This window comes from Microbacterium sp. 10L49, from assembly GCF_056395125.1.
This window is the reverse complement of the sequence record NZ_JBFTIW010000004.1, coordinates 723,146-743,358: the sequence shown is the minus strand read 5'-3', so window position 1 is coordinate 743,358 and position 20,213 is coordinate 723,146. Positions and strand designations below refer to the sequence as shown.

The following is a 20,213-nucleotide window of genomic DNA, read 5'->3' as shown; positions in this document are numbered from 1 at the left end:
ACGGGACCCGGAGGCTCAGGCGAGCCGCAGATGCACGATGTCACCGGCCGCGATCCGGTGTTCGACGCCCTCGGCATCGACGATCACGCAGCCGTCCTCGCCGAGTCCGATGGCCTCGCCGACCAGCTCCGCCCCGCCCGGCAGCATGACCCGCACCGTGCGGCCGAGTGTGACGCAACGCGCGGAGACCGCGTCGCGCAGGCCGCTCGCGACGGCCGAACCGTGCTCGGCGAGCGCCTCGATCCAGCCGTCCAGGCGGGCCAGGTAGCCGGCGACGAGCAGATCCAGGTCGGCCTGCGCGCCCTCCACAGCGAACGAGGTCGCCGTGGAGACCGGGAGCTGCTCGACCGTCATCGCGGTGTTCACGCCCGATCCGACGATCACCGCGTCGGGTCCGATCGCCTCGGTCAGGATGCCGCAGATCTTGCGCTCCCCCACCAGCACATCGTTCGGCCACTTCACCCCCACCTCGCGGTCGGGCAGCTGCGCCGCGATCGGATCGGCCATGGCGAGCCCCGCCGCCAGCGGGATCCAGCCCCGCTCGGCCATCGGGATCGCGGGCACGCGCAGCAGTACCGACAGCGCCAGTGCGGATCCGGCCGGCGTCGTCCACACGCGATCGAGGCGGCCCCGCCCCGCGACCTGGTTCTCGGTGAGGATCACGGACAGGTGCGGCCAGCCAGCCTCGTCGTCCGCATGGGCCCGCAGATCGGCGTTCGTGGAGCCGGTGGAGGCGACGATCTCGAGGCGGGCGGCGGCCACGCCGCTGTGCGGGAAGCTCATCCGATCACCCTATCCGCGTGCCGGATGATGCACATCGACGGCCGGCCGCTCTGAGAGGGTCCGCACAGAGGATCCGGCCGCGCTGTTGTGCCTCTCATCCAACGGACGTGGAAGCCCCGGCGCTAGTGTGGAACCCGTGACGGACACGCCTGACCTCTACACGACCGCCGGCAAGATCGCCGACCTCCGCGCCCGCTACGACGAGGCCGTCGTCGCGGCCGAGGCGAAGGCGAAGGAGAAGCAGCACGCCAAGGGCAAGATGACCGCCCGCGAGCGCATCGAACTGCTGGTCGATCCGGGTAGCTTCGTCGAGTTCGACGAGTACGTGCGGCACCGCACGACCGCGTTCGGCATGGACAAGAACCGCCCTTACGGCGACTCCGTCGTCACCGGCGTCGGGACCATCAACGGTCGCACCGTGGCGGTGTACTCCCAGGACTTCACCACCTTCGGCGGCTCGCTGGGCGAGGTCTCCGGCGACAAGATCATCAAGATCATGGAGTTCGCCCTGCGCAGCGGCGTGCCGATCATCGGCATCCTCGACTCGGGTGGCGCGCGCATCCAGGAGGGCGTCCTCGCGCTCAGCAAGTACGGCGAGATCTTCCGGGCCAACACCCGCTCCTCCGGCGTGATCCCGCAGATCTCGATCATCATGGGCCCGGCCGCCGGCGGCGCCGTGTACGGCCCCGCGCTCACCGACTTCGTGATCATGGTCGACAAGACCAGCCAGATGTTCGTGACCGGCCCTGACGTCATCAAGACCGTGACCGGCGAGGACGTCGGAATGGAGGAGCTCGGCGGCGCCTACACGCACAACACCCGCTCCGGCGTCGCGCACTACCTCGCCGAGGACGAAGACGACGCGATCGACTACGCGCGTACGTTGCTCGGCTTCCTGCCCGACAACAACATGGCCGAGCTGCCGACCTATGAGAGCGGCTTCGAGTTCGAGACGACCGACGCGGACCGCACGCTCAACACGATCATCCCGGACTCGGCCAACCAGCCGTACGACATCCACACCGTCATCGAGCGGGTCGTCGACCACGGCGAGTTCCTCGAGGTGCAGCCGCTGTTCGCCCCGAACATCGTGATCGGCTTCGGCCGCGTCGAGGGCCGTTCGGTCGGCATCATCGCGAACCAGCCGTCGCAGATGGCCGGCACCCTGAACATCGAGGCCGGCGAGAAGGCCAGCCGCTTCGTGCGCTTCTGCGACGCGTTCTCGATCCCGATCGTCACCCTCGTCGATGTGCCCGGCTACCTGCCCGGCACCGACCAGGAGTGGACCGGCGTGATCCGCCGCGGCGCGAAGCTCATCTACGCCTACGCCGAGGCCACCGTGCCGCTCGTGACCGTGATCCTGCGCAAGGCCTACGGCGGTGCCTACATCGTCATGGGCTCCAAGCAGCTCGGCGCCGACGTGAACCTCGCCTGGCCTACGGCCGAGATCGCCGTCATGGGCGGCCAGGGCGCGGTGAACATCCTCTACCGCGGCGAGATCAAGCGCGCCGAGGAAGCCGGCGAGGACGTCGCTGCCGTGCGCACCCGCCTGGCCAACGAGTACACCTACAACGTCACCAGCCCGTTCCTCGCCGCCGAGCGCGGCGAGATCGACGGTGTCATCGAGCCGGCCAACACGCGCGTCTCGATCGCGAAGGCGCTGCGGGCGCTGCGCGGCAAGCGCGCCGAGCTGCCCCCGAAGAAGCACGGGAACATCCCGCTGTGAGCGCGGAGGACGCCGCAGACGCGGTCGAGATCCAGGTGCTGCGCGGCTCCGCCACCGAGGAGGAGCTCGCCGCTCTCATCGCCGTGCTGTCCGAGGCGTTCGTGGCCGAGGAGGCGGACGCCGTGGCCGCTCAGAAGCCCGTCTCGGTCTGGGGACGCAATCAGCGCGCGCTGCGCGCGCCGCTGCGACGAGACGTGCCGTGGGGGCGTTTCTCGGGCTGAGGATCGACGCCGATTCGCGGCGTCTCCCGGGGCTCCGCGACGGGATATTCACCTCCGTCTGGATTTGTCCCCCAAAATACCTACAGACATCCCCCTTGCGACCCGGAAGACTCTTTCTTGCAACGCTTCGCGTTCGACCGGATCTCTGCCACAGGGTAGGCAGACGATCTCCGGTCTTTGCGGAACGGTTTTCGGGTAACTGTTCCGCCCCTGGCGGGGGGTGGGCGGCTTCGCCGCCCCCCGCCCTTCCTTTTCTGTCGGGTCGTCGAGCGTCTTCAGCTCTCGGGCGTACGCGGAATCTCGTGCCACAGCTCGACCGAGTCCTCGTCGGAGGACTCCCCCGCGGCCGAGCGACCGACCACGGTGACCGCGATACGCGCATCCCTGGGGGCGCGGATGATGAGCCGCGCCGAGGAGGAGTCCGCGAGCACATCCGCCAGCTCCTCGCGGATCTGGCCCTTGGTATGTTCGTCGAGGCCGTCCAGCCCGCCGTCGTCGAAAACTGTGACGGCGGCCCCGCGTGCGCGCGCCGTCTCGATCGCTGCGCGGGCGCGCTCGTTGAGCAGCTCACCGCCGCGGATCTCGTCCCTCAGCCGCCCCTCCGACAGGTGCGCCTCCTGCCGCTCCTCGACCGAAAGATCACCTCGAGTCGCGATTACGCGGGAGAGGATGGGCCCCGCGACCGCCAGTGCGTACTGGACGCGCTCGCGACGCTCGCGCTGACGGACGGTCTGCGTCGCCTGCCAGGCCGACGCGGCCTGCTGTATTCCGGCCAGGCGGTCGGTGTCGCGCACCGCACGCCGCCAGAACGCGACCAGCAGCTGGGCGATCACCATCCACACCGTGGATCCGACCAGGCCCAGGCCGAGGGAGTCGAGGAACCCGATCCACGCCGTCGAGGCCACGGTGAGCAGCACCAGCACCAGCCATCCGGCGAGGGGGCGACGGCGCACGATGCAGACCACGCCGATCAGTCCGACCGCGCCGATGTACCAGGTCGCGTACGGGGCGCGCAGCGTGCTCGCGTCCAGGCCGAAGTTGCTCAGCTGCGGGATCGCGGCCGCCGCGAGCAGCGCCAGGGCCGCCGCCCAGCGCGGCATGCGCACAGCCTGACCCGCGCCGACGATCGCGACGACGGCGATCGCGGCGAGGTAGATCGCCACGGCGAGCAGCACCAGCAGCGGTCGCGGCGGCATCACGGTCCACCACAACGCCCGTGCGGAGAAGTAGCAGGCGAACACGAGCGCGAGCGCGGTCGCGACGATGCGGACGGTCAGCCTCATGTCCGCGACCAGCCCAGTGTGACGATCGTGCCGTGGCGGTCGGATTCGATCGTGGCAACGCCGCCGACAGCGGCCATCCTCGCGAGGATCGACGCGCGGATCCCGAGCCGGTCCGCACCGACCTGCGCCGGATCGAATCCGCTCCCGGTGTCGCTCACCTTGACGGTGAGACCGGTGTCGCCATGTCCCTCGACGACCACGGCGAGACCTCGTGCGGAGGCATGCGACACGGCGTTGCCGATCGCCTGCCGCGCGGCGAGGGCCATCGCACGCGCCACGCGGTCGGGCACGGCGCCATGGCCGAACTGTTCGACCCCGATCGTCAGTCCCATCTGCGTCACGGCGTGGCGCAGATCCTCTGCGAGGAGTTCGACCTGCACCGGCTCGTCGCTGCCCTCCTGCGCCGGTGCCTCCGCGTTCGCGAGCCGGGTGAGGGCCTCACGCGCCATGTCCACGGCGAGCGCGCGCTCACGTTCGGTCGTCGCGCGCTCGGCGGCGATCAGCGCGGCCAGCACGCTGTCGTGCATGAGGGCTGCCACCGCGACGCGTTCGTGCTCGACCGCCTCTGCGGAGGCGGCCTCGGTGTAGAGCGCGACCGCACGCCCTCGCGCGTCGTCGACGCCGTTCGCGACCGAGCGGAACATCCAGCCCAGAGCGACCAGCACCAACCCGAGGATCAGCGTGAACGACACGTCGAACGCCGTGACGATCCAGAAGTCGGCTCCGAACCCGCCCTGCACGAGTCGCACCGTGCCGTAGATGAACGGGCCCACGAGCGCCCACAGCACCTGCACGCCGAGGGGGAAGGCCACGACCGCCGCCACACCGGCGACGTTGACGAGGAAGAAGATCCACGGCTGATCCGACGGAACGACGTTCTTGTGCGTCGCCACGAACGGCCACAGCAGAAGGTCGACGAGATACGCGACGAAGAAGATCCCGGCCGTGAGCCGCACCCCGCGACCCAGCGTGCAGCACACGAGCATCGCGAGCCAGGGCACGAACACCAGGGCCATCATCGCGATGTGCGGCACATCCACGACCTGCAGCTTGAGGAGCGCGTTCACGAGCGCCTGGGTGCCGAGCGCGAGCGCGCCGACCCCGACGACGATCGCGATGATGCGCTCCATCCGCCGTCCGGCGAAGCGCTCCAGCTCCTGCCCGACCTCGCCGGGCGTGGGGATCTTCTCCCATGCCTCCCGGAGGCCCTGATCCGCCGACACGCGCTCAGCCCCTCGGCTGCGACGTCGGCATCGACGCCGTGCTCACGGGAGCGAGTCCGCTCGGTTCAGGCGACACCCTGCGGATCCTCCTGCGCCGCCTCCACGATGCCGTCCTCCATCGCGCGCCGCAGCAGGTCGACCTTGGTGGGCGCCGGTCGCCCGACCTCCACGTACTTGACGCGGATGCGGGTGATGTTCTCCTTGGCCGTCGAATAGGCCACGCCGAGCCGCTCGGCGACGACCTTCAGGGGCAGTCCCGTCGCATACAGACGGAGCACCTCGCGCTCGCGCGTGGACAGCTGCGCGTCCGCGAACGCCGTGTCACCGTCGACCGCGTTCGCCCACTCCACATTGTTCAGCGCCTCGCCGCGCGCGACCGTCCGGACGGCGGCGATCACGTCGTCCAGCGGGGAGGACTTGCTGATCACGCCGGCGGCTCCCGCGGCGAGCGCCTCACGCACGGAAACCGGGCGGTCGGCGACGCTGTGGATGACCACGCTGGATCCGTCGACGACGAGGCGGGTGACGTTCTCCGTCACGGTGGTGCCGTCGCCCAGGGTGAGATCGAGCACCACCACATCGGCGGGCGCGACGCCCGCACGGCTTCGCGCGTCGAGATACTCGGCGACGCCTGCACCCGCGAAGACCACGTCGAAGGACGCCCGCTCGAGCGCGGCGGCGAGTCCCAGGCGAACGGACTCGTGATCGTCGATCAGGGCTACACTGCTCACGGTCTCACCTTAGCCCGTGGTCCGGCGAGCGACGCCCCCATCGTGCGCTCGACGACATCGCGCCGAGACGGCTCACCGCGTGAGAAGCGCCACCGTCTCCAGATGGTGCGAATGCGGGAACAGGTCGAAGGCGCGCAGCGCGCGCGGCTCGAACCCGAGAGCACGGAACGTGGCGAGGTCCCTGGCGAGTGCGACCGGGTCGCAGGCGACGTAGGCGATGGCCGCCGGATCCAGCGCGGCGACATCCTCCACGACCGCGCGTCCGGCACCCGAGCGGGGCGGATCCAGGATCACGGCGCCTCCGGCGACACCCTGCGGCCCCGCGTCGCCCGCACGCAGGAATCGGTCCACGCGCGCGGTGACCGCCTGCACGCCGAGGTCGCGCAGGTTCGCGGCCGCGTGCCGGGTCGCGCGAGGAGAGGATTCGACGGTGGTGATCCGGTGCGCGCCGAGTCGCGCCAGGGTGGCAGAGAACAGGCCGACGCCGCCATACAGGTCGAGGTGCGCCGAGTCGGGATCGACGTGCCCGGCGAGCAGCTCGGCGACGGCCCCGTCGAGGAGCGCCGCCGCAGCCGGATGGATCTGCCAGAAGCCGTCGGCATCGAGCGTGAAGGAGCGCTCGCCGACCCGCTCGACGATGGTCTCCGGCGCCGGGCGCCTCGGCCCGCGCCGCCCCCGCCGGCCGTGCGCGACGCGCTCGACCTCGGTGCGGAGCACGCGGCGCACTTCGCCGTCGGCGGGCTCGATGAGCTCGATCCGGCCCTCGGGCAGCCCGCGCAGCTCACGTGCCGCCGCGTCGATCGCGGGTCGGGCGAGCACGTGCTCGGCGACCGGCACCACCCGGTGGCTGCGCGCCGCGAACGGACCGACCCGTCCCTGGTCATCGACGTGCAGGGTGACCCGCGTGCGCCAGTTCTCGTCGGTTCCGGTACCCGCGACCTCGGGCGCTTCGATCCCTCCACCGGCGAACCGCTCCAGCGCCTCCTGCAGCACCTGGCGCTTCAGCACGCGCTGATGCGCGATCGCGATGTGCCCGAGGTCGGCGCCGCCCGGGCGCTGCTCGGGGGCGCGCGACACGTCGGCCTCCGCCCACACGTGCGGGCGCCGGTGCTCGGACGGCTCGAGCACCTCGATCGTCTCGGCGCGCCAGAACGAGCGCGAGTCGGCGGTCCCTGAACCGCTCGAAGGGTCGGTCAGACGCGCGCGCACCCGTTCTCCGGGGATCGCGTCCGAGACGAACACCACGCGCCCCTCATGCCGGGCGATGAAGACGCCGCCGTGGGCGATGGCGGTCACGTCGAGATCGAGAAGGGCGCCCTCGGACGCTGCGGTCCCTGAGCCTGTCGAAGGGTCGGTCACCTCTCGATCATCCCAGACCTCCGCACCCGGCCCGCCGTCGGATCCCGATCCGGCGCACCGCTAGCGTGGTCTCATGCGCGTGTGCCTCGCCTCCACCTCGCCCGCTCGGCTCGCTCTTCTCCGGCAGAGCGGCATCGAGCCGTTGAGCATGAGCCCCGATGTCGACGAGGATGCGGTCGCCGCCGCGGAAGCGGAGCGGCTCGGCCGGCGCCTGTCCCCCGAGGAGGTCGTGCTGCTGCTGGGGCGTGCGAAGGCGGCCGAGGTGGCCGCACGCATCCACGATGAGCATCCCGATTTCGAGGGCATCGTGATCGGCGGCGACTCCATGTTCGAGCTCGACGGCGATGTGCACGGCAAGCCGCACACGCCGGAGCGCGCGATCGCGCGCTGGCACGCGATGCGCGGCCGCACCGGCGTGCTGCACTCGGGGCACAGCGTCTTCCTGGTGCGCCCGGGCGAGCGCGCCGAAGAGGCCTACGGGGTCGCGGAGGCCGCCGTCACGTTCGCCGCCGACGTCGACGACGCGGAGATCGAGCGGTACGTCGCCACCGGGGAGCCGCTGCTGGTCGCGGGCGCCTTCACGGTCGACAGCCTCGGTGGCGCCTTCATCGAGCGGGTGGACGGCGACCCGTCCACGGTCGTCGGCATGTCGCTGTCGACGCTGCGCCATCTCATCGGACGGCTCGGGATCCGCTGGACCGATCTGTGGAACGCGGTGCCGCCCTCCGCGTGACTCCGTCCGCGCCTCCGCGTGGCTCCGTCCGCGGCGGATCCGAGGCTCCGTCTCAGACGGATCCGGTTCGTAGGATCCAAGACGCGTTCCGCGCCGATTCTTGTGGAGAGTCGTCAAAAATATCGGCGGCCGTGTCGATAGGCTGGCAATCATGCCTGCCATCGCCAAGGTGCTCGTCGCCAACCGCGGCGAGATCGCCGTCCGCATCATCCGCGCCGCGCGCGACTCCGGTCTCTCCTCCGTCGCCGTCTACGCGGACCAGGACCGGGACGCCATGCACACCCGGCTCGCCGACGAGGCCTACGCCCTCGACGGCTCCACGAGCGCCGACACCTACCTGCAGATCGACAAGATCCTCTCGGTGGCCCGCCGCGCCGGCGCCGACGCGGTGCACCCCGGCTACGGCTTCCTCGCCGAGAACGCCGAGTTCGCCCGTGCCGTGATCGGCGCAGGCATGGTCTGGATCGGTCCCTCGCCGGAGGCGATCGAGGCGCTGGGCGACAAGGTCACCGCGCGCCACGTCGCGGAGAAGGTCGGCGCCCCCCTCGCCCCCGGCACCCCCGGTCCGGTCGAGACGGCCGCCGAGGTCGTCGCGTTCGCCGAGCAGGTGGGTCTGCCCATCGCGATCAAGGCGGCGTACGGCGGCGGCGGACGCGGCCTCAAGGTCGCGCGCGAGCTCGACGAGGTCGCGGAACTGTTCGAATCCGCGACCCGCGAAGCCGTCGCCGCCTTCGGGCGCGGCGAGTGCTTCGTGGAGAAGTACCTCGACAAGCCCCGGCACGTCGAGACCCAGTGCCTCGCCGACGCCGAAGGCAACGTCGTCGTCATCTCGACCCGCGACTGCTCCCTGCAGCGCCGGCACCAGAAGCTCGTCGAGGAGGCGCCCGCGCCCTTCCTCACGGACGAGCAGAACGCGCTGCTGTACTCCGCGTCCAAGGCGATCCTCAAGGAGGTCGGCTACGTCGGCGCCGGCACGTGCGAGTTCCTCATCGGCGCCGACGGCACGGTCTCGTTCCTCGAGGTGAACACCCGCCTGCAGGTGGAGCACCCGGTCTCCGAGGAGGTCACCGGGATCGACCTCGTCCGTGAGCAGTTCCGCATCGCGGCCGGCGGCACCATCGACTACGACGACCCGACCCCTCAGGGCCACTCGATCGAGTTCCGGATCAACGGCGAGGACCCCGGCCGTGGCTTCCTGCCGCAGCCGGGACCCGTGCACGTGTTCAAGACCTTCGGCGGCCCCGGCATCCGCCTCGACTCCGGCGTGACCGCGGGCGACGTCGTCTCCGGCGCGTTCGACTCGCTGCTCGCGAAGATCATCGTGACCGGCAAGGACCGCGCTGAAGCACTGGAGCGCTCACGTCGTGCGCTCGACGAGTTCGAGGTCTCGGGCCTGCCGACCGTGCTGCCCTTCCACCGCAAGGTCGTGAACGACCCCGCCTTCACCGCCGAGGACGGCCGCTTCGGCGTCTACACGCGCTGGATCGAGACCGAGTTCGTCAACGACATCCCGGCGTGGGATGGCGAGCTCGAGGCCGCCGCCGAGCCGAAGGGCCGCCACACGGTCGTCGTCGAGGTCGCTGGCAAGCGCCTCGAGGTGAGCCTGCCCGACCGCGTCGCCGCCTCCGTCGTGGGCACGGGCGGACGCCCGGCCGCGGTGCCGCCGTCGAGGCGCAGCCACGCCAAGACCGTGAACGCCGGCGCCTCGGGCGATGCGGTGAAGTCGCCCATGCAGGCCACGGTCGTCAAGGTCGCCGTCGAGGAGGGCCAGCAGGTCGTCAAGGGCGACCTCGTGGTCGTGCTCGAGGCGATGAAGATGGAGCAGCCGCTGCAGGCGCACAAGGACGGCGTCATCGGCAACATCAACGCCGATGCCGGTGCGACCGTGTCGGCCGGGCACCAGCTCCTCACGATCAGCTGATCAGATCCGCAGAACGAAGAAGCGGCGCTCCCCGGAAGGGGCGCCGCTTCTTCGCGTCGGGATCACTTCGCGATGTAGACCTGGTGCATCGCGCGGGTGGCGTCGGTGATGCTGCTCGTGATGGACGGGTACGCCGCGAACACGCGGGAAACCTGGTCGACGTTGAGACGGCGCTCGACGGCGATCGCGAGCGGGTAGATCAGCTCGGAGGCGCGCGGCGCGACGATCACGGCGCCGATCACGGTGCCGGATCCCTTGCGCGCGATGATCTTCACGAAGCCGTCGCGGATCCCCTGCATCTTGGCGCGCGGGTTCGCGGCGAGCGGCAGCTTGTAGGCGATGCCGTCGGCCACGCCATCCTCGATGTCCTTCTCGGAGAAGCCGATCGTGGCGATCTCCGGCGCGGTGAAGATGTTCGCGGTGATCTTGAGCTTCTCCAGCGGGATCACGATGTCGCCGAGTGCGTGGAACACCGCGGTGCGGCCCTGCATCGAGGCGACCGAGGCGAGCGGGAAGAAGTTGGTGCAGTCGCCCACGGCGTAGATGTTGGAGACCGAGGTGCGCGCCACCCGGTTGACCCGGATATGACCCGATTCGGTGAGCTCGACCCCCACGTCCTCCAGGCCGATGCCCGCGGTGTTCGGAATGGATCCGACAGCCATGAGGCAGTGGCTGCCGTCGACGGTGCGACCGTCCGACAGCGTCACGGTGACACCGTTCGCGGTGCGCTCGACCTTGTCGGCACGGGACTTGGACAGCACCTGCATGCCGCCGCGCTTGAAGACCTTCTCGAGCACGTGCGCCGCGTCCTGGTCCTCGCCCGGCAGCACCTGGTCGCGGCTGGAGATCAGGGTGACCTTGGCGCCCAGGTTCATGTACGCCGATGCGAACTCGGCACCCGTGACGCCCGATCCGACCACGATGAGGTGCTCGGGCAGCGTCTTCATGTCGTACAGCTGCGTCCAGGTGAGGATCCGCTCGCCGTCGGGCTTGGCGGAATCGAGCTCGCGCGGTGCAGCGCCCACGGCGACGATGAGGGTGTCGGCCTCGATGCGGTCGAACTCCGTGCCGTCGACCGAGGTGGAGACGACGATCGCGTTCGGGCCGTCCAGGCGGCCGTGGCCCGACAGGATCGTCACGCCGGCGTCGAGCAGCGTCGTGCGCATGTCCTCGGACTGCTGCCCGGCGAGCGCCATCAGCCGCTTGTTCACGGCGGCGAGGTTGATCGCGACCTGCGGCTTGAGCGGCTTGCCCTCCGCGCCCTTCGCGTAGAACTGCACCCCGAGGTCGCTGGCCTCGCTGATCGCGACGGCCGCGTCAGCGGTGGCGATCAGGCTCTTGGAGGGGACCACGTCGGTGAGCACCGCGGATCCGCCCACGCCGACCCGCTCCACGAGCGTCACTTCCGCACCGAGCTGTGCTGCGGCGAGCGCCGCCTCGTAACCGCCGGGACCGCCGCCGAGGACGGCCACACGCTGAGAGCGCTCGAACATCAAGGTCATGGGTTCCATTCTTCCGCATCCGCCGCGCCGCCGGGATCAGCCTGTCCCGCACGGGGTGAGCGTTCCGACGCCGTTCGCCACTCGTTCCGCGCCGTCGGAGACCCTGAGCACCCGAGAGCGCGGCTCCCGCTCTTCCGCGCTCACCTCGCTCGGGCAGCGCACGTGGCCGTATCCTCGTTCTCATGGCTGACTGGAACCACCCCCTCGACGACCCGAGTGCCGACCCCTTCGCGATCGCTGCAGAGGCCGCCTCCGACATCCACCGGCTTACGGGAGTCGAACGCCACGACATCGCCGTCACGCTCGGATCCGGCTGGGGCAAGGCCGCCGAGCTGATCGGCGAGACGATCGCCACCATCCCCGCCACCGAGGTCACGGGCTTCTCCAAGCCCGCGCTCGAGGGGCACGTCGGGACCCTCCGCAGCATCGTCACCCCGGGCGGCAAGAACGTGCTCGTGATCGGCGCACGCACGCATTACTACGAAGGCCATGGCGTGCGCCGGGTCGTGCACAGCGTGCGCACCGCCGCCGCCACCGGGGCGAAGACCATGGTGCTCACCAACGGCGCCGGCGGCATCCGCGAGACCTGGAAGCCGGGGCAGCCGGTGCTGATCAGCGACCACCTCAACCTCACCGCCGACTCGCCGCTCGAGGGCGCGACCTTCATCGACCTCACGGATCTGTACAGCGCGCGGCTGCGCGACCTCGCCCGCACGATCGATCCGAGCCTGGACGAGGGCGTCTACACGCAGTTCCGCGGCCCGCACTACGAGACCCCGGCCGAGGTGCAGATGGCGAAGACCATCGGTGGCCACATCGTCGGCATGTCCACCGCGCTCGAGGCGATCGCCGCGCGGCAGGCCGGCATGGAGATCCTCGGCTTCTCGCTCATCACCAACCTCGCCGCCGGCATCCAGAAGACCCCGCTCAGCCATGCCGAGGTGATCGAGGCGGGCCGCGAGGCCGAGCCCGTCATCTCGGATCTGCTGGCCCGCGTGATCGGGGCGCTGTGAGCGGGCAGGAGGCGGCGCTGCTCACGCAGGCGCGCGCCTGGCTGCGCCAGGATCCGGATCCGGAGACCCGCGACGAGCTGGCCGGCCTGATCACGCGTGCCGGATCCGGTGACGAGGCGGCGCTCGGCGACCTCGCCGACCGCTTCTCGGCGCGTCTCGCATTCGGCACCGCGGGCCTGCGCGGCGAGCTCGCCGCGGGCTCCAACCGGATGAACCGCGTGCTCGTGGCGCAGGCCGCCGCCGGCTTCGCCGCGTATCTGCGGGAAAAGGCGCCCGGCACGGCACCCACCGTCGTGATCGGGTACGACGGACGCAAGAACTCGCGCGTCTTCGCGAAGGACTCGGCCGAGATCTTCGCCGGCGCAGGGCTGCGCGCGATCCTGCTGCCACGCTTGCTGCCGACCCCGGTGCTCGCGTTCGCCGTGCGCCACCTCGGCGCCGACGCCGGTGTCATGGTGACCGCGAGCCACAATCCCCCCAATGACAACGGCTACAAGGTCTACCTCGGCGGCGCGGACCAGGGCTCGCAGATCGTCTCGCCGGCCGACGCCGAGATCGCCGCGCACATCCAGCAGGTGGCGGATCGAGGCGATGCCCTGAGCATCCCGCGCTCCACGGCATACGAGACCGCCGGTGAGGGGATCCTCGACGCGTACGTCGCCGCGACCGCCGCGGTGGCCCCTGCTCCGGTCGGCACCGCGGGACTGCGCTGGGTCTACACCGCGATGCACGGGGTGGGCTGGGAGACGTTCTCCCGCATCATCGGCGAAGCGGGCTACCCGGCGCCGTGGACCGTGAGCGAACAGCGCGATCCTGATCCGACGTTCCGCACGGTCTCCTTCCCCAACCCGGAGGAGCCCGGCGCCATGGACCTCGCGTTCGCGAAGGCGCGCACGCTGGGCGCCGAGCTCGTGATCGCGAACGACCCCGATGCGGACCGGCTGGCCGTCGGCATCCCGGACCCGGCTGCCGAGGGCGGCTGGCGCCGCCTCACCGGCAACGAAGTCGGTCTGCTGCTGGGCTGGCGTGCCGCTCGCGCCGCCACGGCGGAGGGTCCGGCCGCCCCGGGGACATCACTGGCGTGCTCGCTCGTGTCCTCCCCCGCACTCGGCGCGGTCGCGGCGCACTACGGACTGGACTTCCACGAGACGCTCACCGGTTTCAAGTGGATCTCGCGCGCCCCGGGCATCGCGTTCGGCTACGAGGAGGCCCTGGGCTACCTCGTGAACCCCGAGACGGTGCGCGACAAGGACGGCATCTCCGCCGCGGTGGCTCTGCTCGGCCTCGCCGCGGAGGCGCGCGGACGCGAGGCGACACTCGCCGACCTGCTGGAGGAGGTGGCGGCCGAGGTGGGTCATTACGCCAGCGGTCAGGTCTCGATCCGCGTCGATGACGTCGCCGTGATCGGCCGGATCATGGCCGCGCTGCGGCAGGATCCGCCCACCGCCTTCGGCGAGACCGCGATCTCGTCGGTCGAGGACCTTCTCACGGCCGCCGAGGGCGCTCCCGCCGGCGATGTGCTGCGCTACCGCCTTGCCGACGGCTCCCGCGTGATCGTGCGCCCGAGCGGCACCGAGCCCAAGCTCAAGGTCTACATCGACGCTCGGGCGGACTCCGCCGATGCCGCCCGCGACGCGGTGGCGGGTCTCGATGCCGCGATCCGCGACCTGCTGGCCCGGCTCAGCTGACCGCGCTCGGTGGTCGACGGCTGAACGCCGATATCGGTTCAGCCGTCGATCACCGCGACGAGCTCATCCAGGAAGCCCGCGAAAGACCCTCCCCTTCGGACGATCCGCTGCACGCTGTCGCCCTCGCCGAACACCTCGACGAGTTGCTCGAACACGGTCTGGAACGCGTCGCGGTCCTGCTCGCTGAACGCGGCGAGCGCGACGACCTGCACCCGCCCGCTCCCCCATGCGACCGAGCCCGCGGCGACGCCGACCGCGATCGCAGTGCGCTGCGCGGTCATCTGCAGGGCGTGGGGAACCGCGAGCGCATCGCTGAACGCGGTCGATGAGAGCCTCTCCCGCTGGATCGTGTTCTCGATGTAGTCCTCGCCGATCAGGCCCGCATCGACCAGCCGGCCGCCCAACAGCCGGATGATCGCCTCCTCTCCGGTGTCCGGCAGAGGATGCACATATGCATCCTCGGAGAAGTAGCGGGACAGCTCTTCGCGGAGGCGCGCCAGCCGACGCGCGCGCCGCAGCCGCGCGGCCGCCTGCTGCACGCGCTCCACATCGGTCTCCGTGAGGAACGGCTGGATCAGCACCACCCGATCGGCCGCCGCCGGGAGCGGAACGGTGCTGAGCACCAGATCGCTGTCGATCTCGGATTCACGCGGATCCACCGCCGTGATCACCCGCACCACCTCGATCCCCTGACCGAGCGAGTGGTCGACGCGGGAGCGCAGCACCTCGTGCAGCTCGTAGTAGCCGGGACAGACGATCGTTGCCGTCAGGAGGGTCTCCGCCCGGCGACTGCGCTCCAGCCGGCCGCCGATGTGCATCGCCACGTATGCGATCTCGTCGTCGTCGGCACGGAGTCCGAGTCGTTCCTGCAGCCCGCTGACCACCGAGACGGCGACGTCGAAGATCATCGGGTACGCCGCCTTCAACGACCGGGTCAGGGGGTTGCGCGCACGCGACTCCTCCTGCGCGCGCCGGAGCAGGTTCTGCACGTGCAGGGCGAGGCGCAGGATGAACGCGTCGTCCACCAGGTCCACCTGATAGTCCGACGACGCCTGCACGACCTCGGCGCGCACCGCCGCCTCGACCTCCGCGTCGAGCCCTGCGCGCGCGAGATTCGCCAGATCCGCGCCGCCCGGCGTGACGATCCGGGTGAGCACGAGGCGGGCGAGGTGCGTGAGATCCCCCGCGCCCAGCGCGATCCCGAGCTGTTCACGCGACAGCCTCTGGATCGCGTCCGAGACGGTCCACATCGCGGAATCGGCGGCGTCCGCGCGGTCCGCCCCCTCCAGCTCACGACCCGAGGCGACGCGATCCGCGGCGATGGCGATGTGCAGCAGCACATCCGCGATCGCAAGCTCGTTGACGTAGTAGCCGAGTCCGCCCAGCGCCGCGACCAGCGCGTCCTTGAAGGGGGCCACCGACTCCGGCGGGATGGCGCCCCCGGCGAGCGCGAGGCGGAACGGGTCCACCGGGAAGTCCGCCGCGTCCATCTCGTCGTGCGCGAGCCTGCTCAGCAGCCGGCGCTGGTCGCGCTCCGCACCCCGCAGCCGCACGACGTCCCTGTCGCGCTCCAGGGTCAGGCGCGTCCCCTCCAGCAGCGAGCGGACCCGGACCAGGTCGGCCTCGAGCGTCGCCTCGCTGACGTGCAGACGATCGGCGGTGTCGAAGACGTCGATCCCGGCCTCGTCGTCGAGCAGCGCGCGGACCAGTCCATGCAACCGCGCCCGCGGCGTCGAGTCCGCCCCCGCCTTGGCGGCGAGTGCAGCCCGCGCCGAGGCGCCGGCACGGTAGCCCGCCGCACCCGAGATGACGGCATCGCCGTCCGGCACACGCGCATTGAGGGCGGTCACGTACGCGCGGATGCTGCGGGGCGTGACGCCGAGCAGATCGGCCAGTCTCGGACCGGTCATCCACGAGTCCTCGCGCAGCAGCACACTCAGCAGCCGGTCCTGCCGTCGAGTAGACACCCGTTGTCCCTTCACCGTCCCCCGCGCACCGCACGGTCATCCTCATGATGCCAGCATCGGGACCGTCGGGCTCGGGTGCCCTCGTTCCGCCCGGGCGGAAGAGATCCTGGTGGCGGCGGTTCTAGCCCGCGTCGAACAATGACGGCAGGAGGAACGAATCGATGAGGATCCAGGTCATCTGCGGCGCGGGTGCATCCAGTACCTTCGTGGCCGCACGACTCCGCCGCGCGGCACTCGCCGCGGGCTCCGGTTGGGAGGTCGCCGCGGCGCCCGTCGACGGCGCGGATCCGTTCGCCGACCTCATCCTGTTGGGACCTCACATCGCCGCGCTCGCGGAGGAGATCGGCCGGAGGGCGCCCCGCGCCCGGGTCGTCGTGCTTCCCGAGGACGCCTTCACCGACCTCGACGGCAGCCGCATCCACGCGTTCGTGGTCGCCGCCGACTCCGCACCGAAAGGAACGCCATGACCGCTCTGTCCCGCACCGTCCGCATCGGCTCCTCACACGGGCTGCACGCCCGTCCCGCGAAGATCTTCGCGCAGGCCGCGAAGGAGACCGGCATTCCGGTGACGATCGCGAAAGACGCCGGCAAAGCGGTCAACGCCGCCAGCATCCTCGGCGTCATCGCACTCGGCCTCGAGCAGGGCGACTATGCCACCCTCTCCGCCGAAGGCGATGGCGCGGAGGCCGCCCTCGACAGGCTCGCCGAGCTGCTCGTCACCGACCACGACGAGGGCACGATCTGATGGCCGCCCTCCGCGGGGTCGGGATCGGCCAGGGCGTCGCGACGGGCCCCGTCCGACGGATGGCCGAGCCCCTGCCCGCCCCGGAGAACACGCCGAGCGGCGTCGGCGCCGAGGTCGAGCGCGCCAGGGTCGCAGAGGCGATCTCGTACGTCGCCGCCGATCTGAACCGGCGCGCCGAGGCCGTCGACGGCACCGCGCGCGAGGTTCTCGAGGCGCAGGCGATGATCGCCGAGGATCCGACGCTCGCCGACGAGGTCGAGGAGCGGGTCGCTGCAGGAGCCACTGCCGAGTGGGCCGTGCACGATGCGTTCGCGGGCTTCCGCGCCTCGCTCGAGGCTGTCGGCGGCTACCTCGGCGAACGCGCCGCCGACCTCGACGACATCGCCCAGCGCGTTCTGGCGCGCCTGCGCGGGGTCCCGGCCCCCGGCGTCCCGGAACCCGGTCACCCCTTCGTCCTCGTCGCGCGCGACCTCGCCCCTGCCGATACGGCGCTGCTCGACCTGGACCAGGTGCTCGCGCTCATCACGACGGATGGCGGCCCGACCTCGCACACCGCGATCCTGGCCCGCGAGAAGGGCATCGTCGCCCTCGTCGGTGCGGTCGACGCGGTCTCCCTCGCCGACGACGAGACGGTGATCGTGGATGCCGCGGCGGGCACGGTGGTCACCGGCCCGAGTGCGGAGGAGCTCGCGCGCGCCGCCGAGCGCGCGGCCGAGCGGAAGGCCGTGGATGCTGCACCGGCCTCGCCCGGCGCACTCGCCGACGGCACCCCGATCGCACTGCTCGCGAACCTCGGAAAGCCCGGCGACGCCGTGGACGCTGCGGCCAGGGGCGCGGAGGGGGTCGGCCTGTTCCGCACCGAGTTCCTGTTCCTCTCGGCGACGCACGCGCCCACCGTATCGGTGCAGCGAGAGGCCTACCGCGAGCTCCTCGCGGCCTTCCCGGGTCGCAAGGTCGTCGTGCGCGTGCTCGATGCAGGTGCGGACAAGCCTCTGCCCTTCCTCAACGACGCGCACGAGGAGAACCCGGCCCTCGGCCTCAGGGGGCTTCGCGCACTCCGCGCCAGCGAGGACATCCTGCGCGAGCAGCTGACCGCCCTCGCGGAGGCGGACGCCGAGACCGAGGCGGATCTCTGGGTCATGGCCCCGATGGTCGCGACTGTCGAGGAGACCGCGTACTTCACGGCGCTCGCCCGCGAGTACGGCCTTCGCACCGCTGGCATCATGGTCGAGGTCCCCTCCTCCGCGCTCCTCGCCGACCGTCTGCTCGCCCACGCGGACTTCGCCTCCATCGGGACGAACGACCTGACGCAGTACACGATGGCCGCCGATCGCCTGCTCGGCTCCGTGGCCTCGTTCCAGGATCCCTGGCACCCTGCCGTACTGCGCCTCGTCGCCGAGGTCGGCCGCGCCGGCCGCGAGCTCGGAAAGCCCGTCGGGGTCTGCGGCGAGGCCGCCGCCGACCCCCTGCTCGCCGTGGTGCTCGTCGGCCTCGGCGTCGGATCCCTGTCGATGGCGCCCTCGGCACTCGCCGATGTCCGCCGCGCCCTGGCAGAGCGGACGCTCGACGACGCCCGGCGCATCGCCGCAGCCGCCCTGGCCGCGGACGACGCGACATCCGCTCGTGCGGCCGCTCACGCCGCAGGCTGAACCCCTCCCGCAGCAATCCCCACACACACACACACAGAAAGTCACATCATGACGACGACGTCAACAACTGCCAAGCAGCCGGGATCCGCGCGCGTCGCGGTCCAGCGCTTCGGCACCTTCCTCTCCGGCATGATCATGCCGAACATCCCCGCGTTCATCGCGTGGGGCTTCATCACCTCGTTCTTCATCGCCGTGGGCTGGCTGGGCAACTGGCATCCCGTCGCCGACATGCTCGGTGGATTCGGAGACGTCAGCAAGGTCGGCTGGCAGCATGCGATGACCACCCTCGCGCAGGATCCCGACGGCAAGACGTTCAGCCAGTACGTGGGTCTGGTGGGGCCGATGATCACCTACCTGCTGCCGCTGCTGATCGCCAACACCGGCGGACGGATGGTCTACCGCGAGCGCGGCGGCGTGGTCGCCACGATCGCGACCATGGGCGTGATCGTGGGCACCACGATCCCGATGTTCCTCGGCGCGATGATCATGGGGCCGCTGGCCGGCTGGATCACCAAGCAGATGGACCGGCTCTGGGACGGCAAAATCCGGCCCGGATTCGAGATGCTCGTGAACAACTTCTCGGCGGGCATCCTCGGCATGATCCTCGCAATCGCCGGCTTCTTCGGATTCGGTCCCGTGATCTCCGCGGTCAGCGCGTTCCTCGGAACGATCGTGGCCTGGCTGGTCGCGAACGGCCTGCTCCCCCTGCTCTCGATCATCGTCGAGCCCGCCAAGGTGCTGTTCCTGAACAACGCGATCAACCACGGTGTGTTCACGCCGCTGGGGATCCAGCAGGCGAGCCAGGCCGGGAAGTCGATCCTGTTCCTCATCGAGGCGAACCCCGGCCCGGGACTCGGCATCCTGCTGGCCTTCACCTTCTTCGGCATCGGCGAGGCGAAGGCGACCGCGCCGGGCGCGATCATCATCCAGTTCTTCGGCGGCATCCACGAGATCTACTTCCCGTACGTGCTCATGAAGCCGATCCTGCTCGTGGCCGCGATCGCCGGAGGCATGACCGGCGTGGCGACGAACGCGATCTTCGGCGGCGGTCTGAAGTTCCCCGCCGCACCGGGATCGATCATCGCCGTCACGCTCGCCGCCGCTCCGGCCGGGGTCGGGAATCTGCTCGTCGTGTATCTGTCCGTCGTGCTCGCGGCCACGGTCTCGTTCCTGGTCTCGGCCGTGTTCCTGCTGCGCACCCGTCGTCGTGATCTCGCCACCGAGGGCGCCGGCGATCTCGCCGCGGCGATCGCGCAGACCGAGGCGAACAAGGGCAAGGAGTCGGCAGCGCTCGCGGGACTGCGCCAGCAGACCGCGTCCGCGCCGTCCGCCGTCGCCACGAATCGCCGGATCTCCACCATCGTCTTCGCGTGCGACGCCGGCATGGGCTCCTCCGCGATGGGCGCGAGCGTGCTGCGCAACAAGTTCAAGAAGGCCGGCATCGCCGACGTCGATGTCACGAACAAGGCCATCGCGAACCTCGACGGCACGGAGGACCTCATCGTCACCCAGCAGCAGCTGACCGACCGCGCCAGGGCGCGCAACGGCGAGGCGACGCACGTCTCCGTCGACAACTTCATGAACTCGCCGAAGTACGACGAGGTCGTCGAGCTCGTCCGCAAGCAGCACGACGGCGACGCCTGATCCCGACCGCGAGAACCGAACGAGA

General features: G+C 70.8%; 17 protein-coding genes. 10 read left to right on the top strand and 7 right to left on the bottom strand.

Annotation, left to right across the window (positions count from 1 at the left end; all coding sequences use genetic code 11):
• Positions 1 to 15: 15 nt before the first annotated feature.
• Complete coding sequence (locus AC1DCT_RS16420) at positions 16 to 783, bottom strand: biotin--[acetyl-CoA-carboxylase] ligase (RefSeq protein WP_477430358.1); 768 nt, start codon at positions 781 to 783, stop codon at positions 16 to 18.
• Between the two features lie 127 nt (positions 784 to 910).
• On the opposite strand from AC1DCT_RS16420, the gene AC1DCT_RS16415 reads away from it, so the two are divergent.
• Entirely contained in the window at positions 911 to 2,509 is a 1,599-nt protein-coding gene (locus tag AC1DCT_RS16415; RefSeq protein WP_440733310.1) for an acyl-CoA carboxylase subunit beta, read from the top strand.
• On the top strand, positions 2,506 to 2,730 hold the full coding sequence (locus AC1DCT_RS16410; RefSeq protein WP_233310488.1) for an acyl-CoA carboxylase subunit epsilon: 225 nt from the start codon (positions 2,506 to 2,508) through the stop codon (positions 2,728 to 2,730). Before AC1DCT_RS16415 ends, AC1DCT_RS16410 begins: the two co-directional genes overlap by 4 nt.
• Before the next feature lie 275 nt (positions 2,731 to 3,005).
• On the opposite strand, the gene AC1DCT_RS16405 is transcribed toward AC1DCT_RS16410, so the two are convergent.
• The 4 genes from AC1DCT_RS16405 to AC1DCT_RS16390 all read right to left on the bottom strand — a co-directional run bounded on the left by AC1DCT_RS16405 (position 3,006) and on the right by AC1DCT_RS16390 (position 7,326).
• A complete protein-coding gene (locus tag AC1DCT_RS16405) occupies positions 3,006 to 4,013 on the bottom strand; it encodes a hypothetical protein (protein WP_440733312.1) in 1,008 nt (335 codons plus the stop codon).
• The gene (locus AC1DCT_RS16400; protein WP_440733313.1) at positions 4,010 to 5,236 is read right to left on the bottom strand and encodes a sensor histidine kinase; all 1,227 of its coding nucleotides are present in this window, start codon (positions 5,234 to 5,236) and stop codon (positions 4,010 to 4,012) included. The genes AC1DCT_RS16405 and AC1DCT_RS16400 overlap by 4 nt, the downstream gene beginning before the upstream one ends.
• 65 nt (positions 5,237 to 5,301) lie before the next feature.
• A complete protein-coding gene (locus AC1DCT_RS16395) occupies positions 5,302 to 5,967 on the bottom strand; it encodes a response regulator (protein ID WP_440733314.1) in 666 nt (221 codons plus the stop codon).
• 72 nt (positions 5,968 to 6,039) lie between these two features.
• On the bottom strand, positions 6,040 to 7,326 hold the full coding sequence (locus AC1DCT_RS16390; protein WP_477430357.1) for a class I SAM-dependent RNA methyltransferase: 1,287 nt from the start codon (positions 7,324 to 7,326) through the stop codon (positions 6,040 to 6,042).
• Positions 7,327 to 7,399: 73 nt separating this feature from the next.
• Between AC1DCT_RS16390 and AC1DCT_RS16385 the strand changes: the two genes are divergently transcribed.
• Both AC1DCT_RS16385 and AC1DCT_RS16380 read left to right on the top strand, forming a co-directional pair.
• On the top strand, positions 7,400 to 8,059 hold the full coding sequence (locus AC1DCT_RS16385; protein ID WP_441977217.1) for a Maf family protein: 660 nt from the start codon (positions 7,400 to 7,402) through the stop codon (positions 8,057 to 8,059).
• Between the two features lie 151 nt (positions 8,060 to 8,210).
• Positions 8,211 to 9,980, top strand: a complete 1,770-nt coding sequence (locus tag AC1DCT_RS16380; protein ID WP_440733317.1) for an acetyl/propionyl/methylcrotonyl-CoA carboxylase subunit alpha — start codon at positions 8,211 to 8,213, stop codon at positions 9,978 to 9,980.
• A gap of 62 nt (positions 9,981 to 10,042) precedes the next feature.
• Here AC1DCT_RS16380 and AC1DCT_RS16375 read toward each other — a convergent pair whose 3' ends face one another.
• Positions 10,043 to 11,482, bottom strand: coding sequence for an NAD(P)H-quinone dehydrogenase (locus tag AC1DCT_RS16375; protein WP_440733318.1), 1,440 nt, complete (start codon positions 11,480 to 11,482; stop codon positions 10,043 to 10,045).
• Positions 11,483 to 11,664: 182 nt separating this feature from the next.
• Between AC1DCT_RS16375 and AC1DCT_RS16370 the strand changes: the two genes are divergently transcribed.
• On the top strand, positions 11,665 to 12,495 hold the full coding sequence (locus tag AC1DCT_RS16370; RefSeq protein WP_441977219.1) for a purine-nucleoside phosphorylase: 831 nt from the start codon (positions 11,665 to 11,667) through the stop codon (positions 12,493 to 12,495).
• Positions 12,492 to 14,183: a phospho-sugar mutase gene (locus AC1DCT_RS16365; protein WP_477230860.1), complete on the top strand. Its 1,692-nt coding sequence runs from the start codon at positions 12,492 to 12,494 to the stop codon at positions 14,181 to 14,183. The genes AC1DCT_RS16370 and AC1DCT_RS16365 overlap by 4 nt, the downstream gene beginning before the upstream one ends.
• Positions 14,184 to 14,221: 38 nt before the next feature.
• Here the strand turns inward: AC1DCT_RS16365 and AC1DCT_RS16360 are convergent, their stop codons facing one another.
• A complete protein-coding gene (locus AC1DCT_RS16360; RefSeq protein WP_477430356.1) occupies positions 14,222 to 16,150 on the bottom strand; it encodes a BglG family transcription antiterminator in 1,929 nt (642 codons plus the stop codon).
• 161 nt (positions 16,151 to 16,311) lie between these two features.
• On the opposite strand from AC1DCT_RS16360, the gene AC1DCT_RS16355 reads away from it, so the two are divergent.
• Genes AC1DCT_RS16355 through AC1DCT_RS16340 form a run of 4 tightly spaced genes read left to right on the top strand, consistent with a single transcriptional unit; the run spans position 16,312 to position 20,188 of the window.
• Positions 16,312 to 16,617 (top strand): PTS sugar transporter subunit IIB, encoded by a 306-nt coding sequence (locus AC1DCT_RS16355; protein ID WP_440733321.1) that lies wholly within the window; start codon positions 16,312 to 16,314, stop codon positions 16,615 to 16,617.
• Positions 16,614 to 16,895, top strand: coding sequence for an HPr family phosphocarrier protein (locus tag AC1DCT_RS16350; RefSeq protein WP_440733322.1), 282 nt, complete (start codon positions 16,614 to 16,616; stop codon positions 16,893 to 16,895). The genes AC1DCT_RS16355 and AC1DCT_RS16350 overlap by 4 nt, the downstream gene beginning before the upstream one ends.
• On the top strand, positions 16,895 to 18,544 hold the full coding sequence (gene ptsP / locus AC1DCT_RS16345) for a phosphoenolpyruvate--protein phosphotransferase (RefSeq protein ID WP_477430355.1): 1,650 nt from the start codon (positions 16,895 to 16,897) through the stop codon (positions 18,542 to 18,544). Before AC1DCT_RS16350 ends, ptsP begins: the two co-directional genes overlap by 1 nt.
• A 48-nt stretch (positions 18,545 to 18,592) precedes the next feature.
• Positions 18,593 to 20,188 carry a PTS mannitol transporter subunit IIBC gene (locus AC1DCT_RS16340; RefSeq protein WP_440733324.1) on the top strand — a complete coding sequence of 532 codons (1,596 nt, stop codon included), beginning with the start codon at positions 18,593 to 18,595 and terminating at the stop codon, positions 20,186 to 20,188.
• The last annotated feature ends 25 nt before the right edge of the window (positions 20,189 to 20,213 follow it).

What these genes read in the sequence shown, in the direction of transcription:
- AC1DCT_RS16420 (WP_477430358.1), bottom strand. Translation starts at nt 783, where the DNA reads ATGAGCTTCCCGCACAGCGGCGTGGCCGCCGCCCGCCTCGAGATCGTC.
- AC1DCT_RS16405 (WP_440733312.1), bottom strand. Translation starts at nt 4,013, where the DNA reads ATGAGGCTGACCGTCCGCATCGTCGCGACCGCGCTCGCGCTCGTGTTC.
- AC1DCT_RS16385 (WP_441977217.1), top strand. Translation starts at nt 7,400, where the DNA reads ATGCGCGTGTGCCTCGCCTCCACCTCGCCCGCTCGGCTCGCTCTTCTC.
- AC1DCT_RS16380 (WP_440733317.1), top strand. Translation starts at nt 8,211, where the DNA reads ATGCCTGCCATCGCCAAGGTGCTCGTCGCCAACCGCGGCGAGATCGCC.
- AC1DCT_RS16375 (WP_440733318.1), bottom strand. Translation starts at nt 11,482, where the DNA reads ATGACCTTGATGTTCGAGCGCTCTCAGCGTGTGGCCGTCCTCGGCGGC.
- AC1DCT_RS16370 (WP_441977219.1), top strand. Translation starts at nt 11,665, where the DNA reads ATGGCTGACTGGAACCACCCCCTCGACGACCCGAGTGCCGACCCCTTC.
- AC1DCT_RS16355 (WP_440733321.1), top strand. Translation starts at nt 16,312, where the DNA reads ATGAGGATCCAGGTCATCTGCGGCGCGGGTGCATCCAGTACCTTCGTG.
- AC1DCT_RS16350 (WP_440733322.1), top strand. Translation starts at nt 16,614, where the DNA reads ATGACCGCTCTGTCCCGCACCGTCCGCATCGGCTCCTCACACGGGCTG.
- ptsP (WP_477430355.1), top strand. Translation starts at nt 16,895, where the DNA reads ATGGCCGCCCTCCGCGGGGTCGGGATCGGCCAGGGCGTCGCGACGGGC.
- AC1DCT_RS16340 (WP_440733324.1), top strand. Translation starts at nt 18,593, where the DNA reads ATGACGACGACGTCAACAACTGCCAAGCAGCCGGGATCCGCGCGCGTC.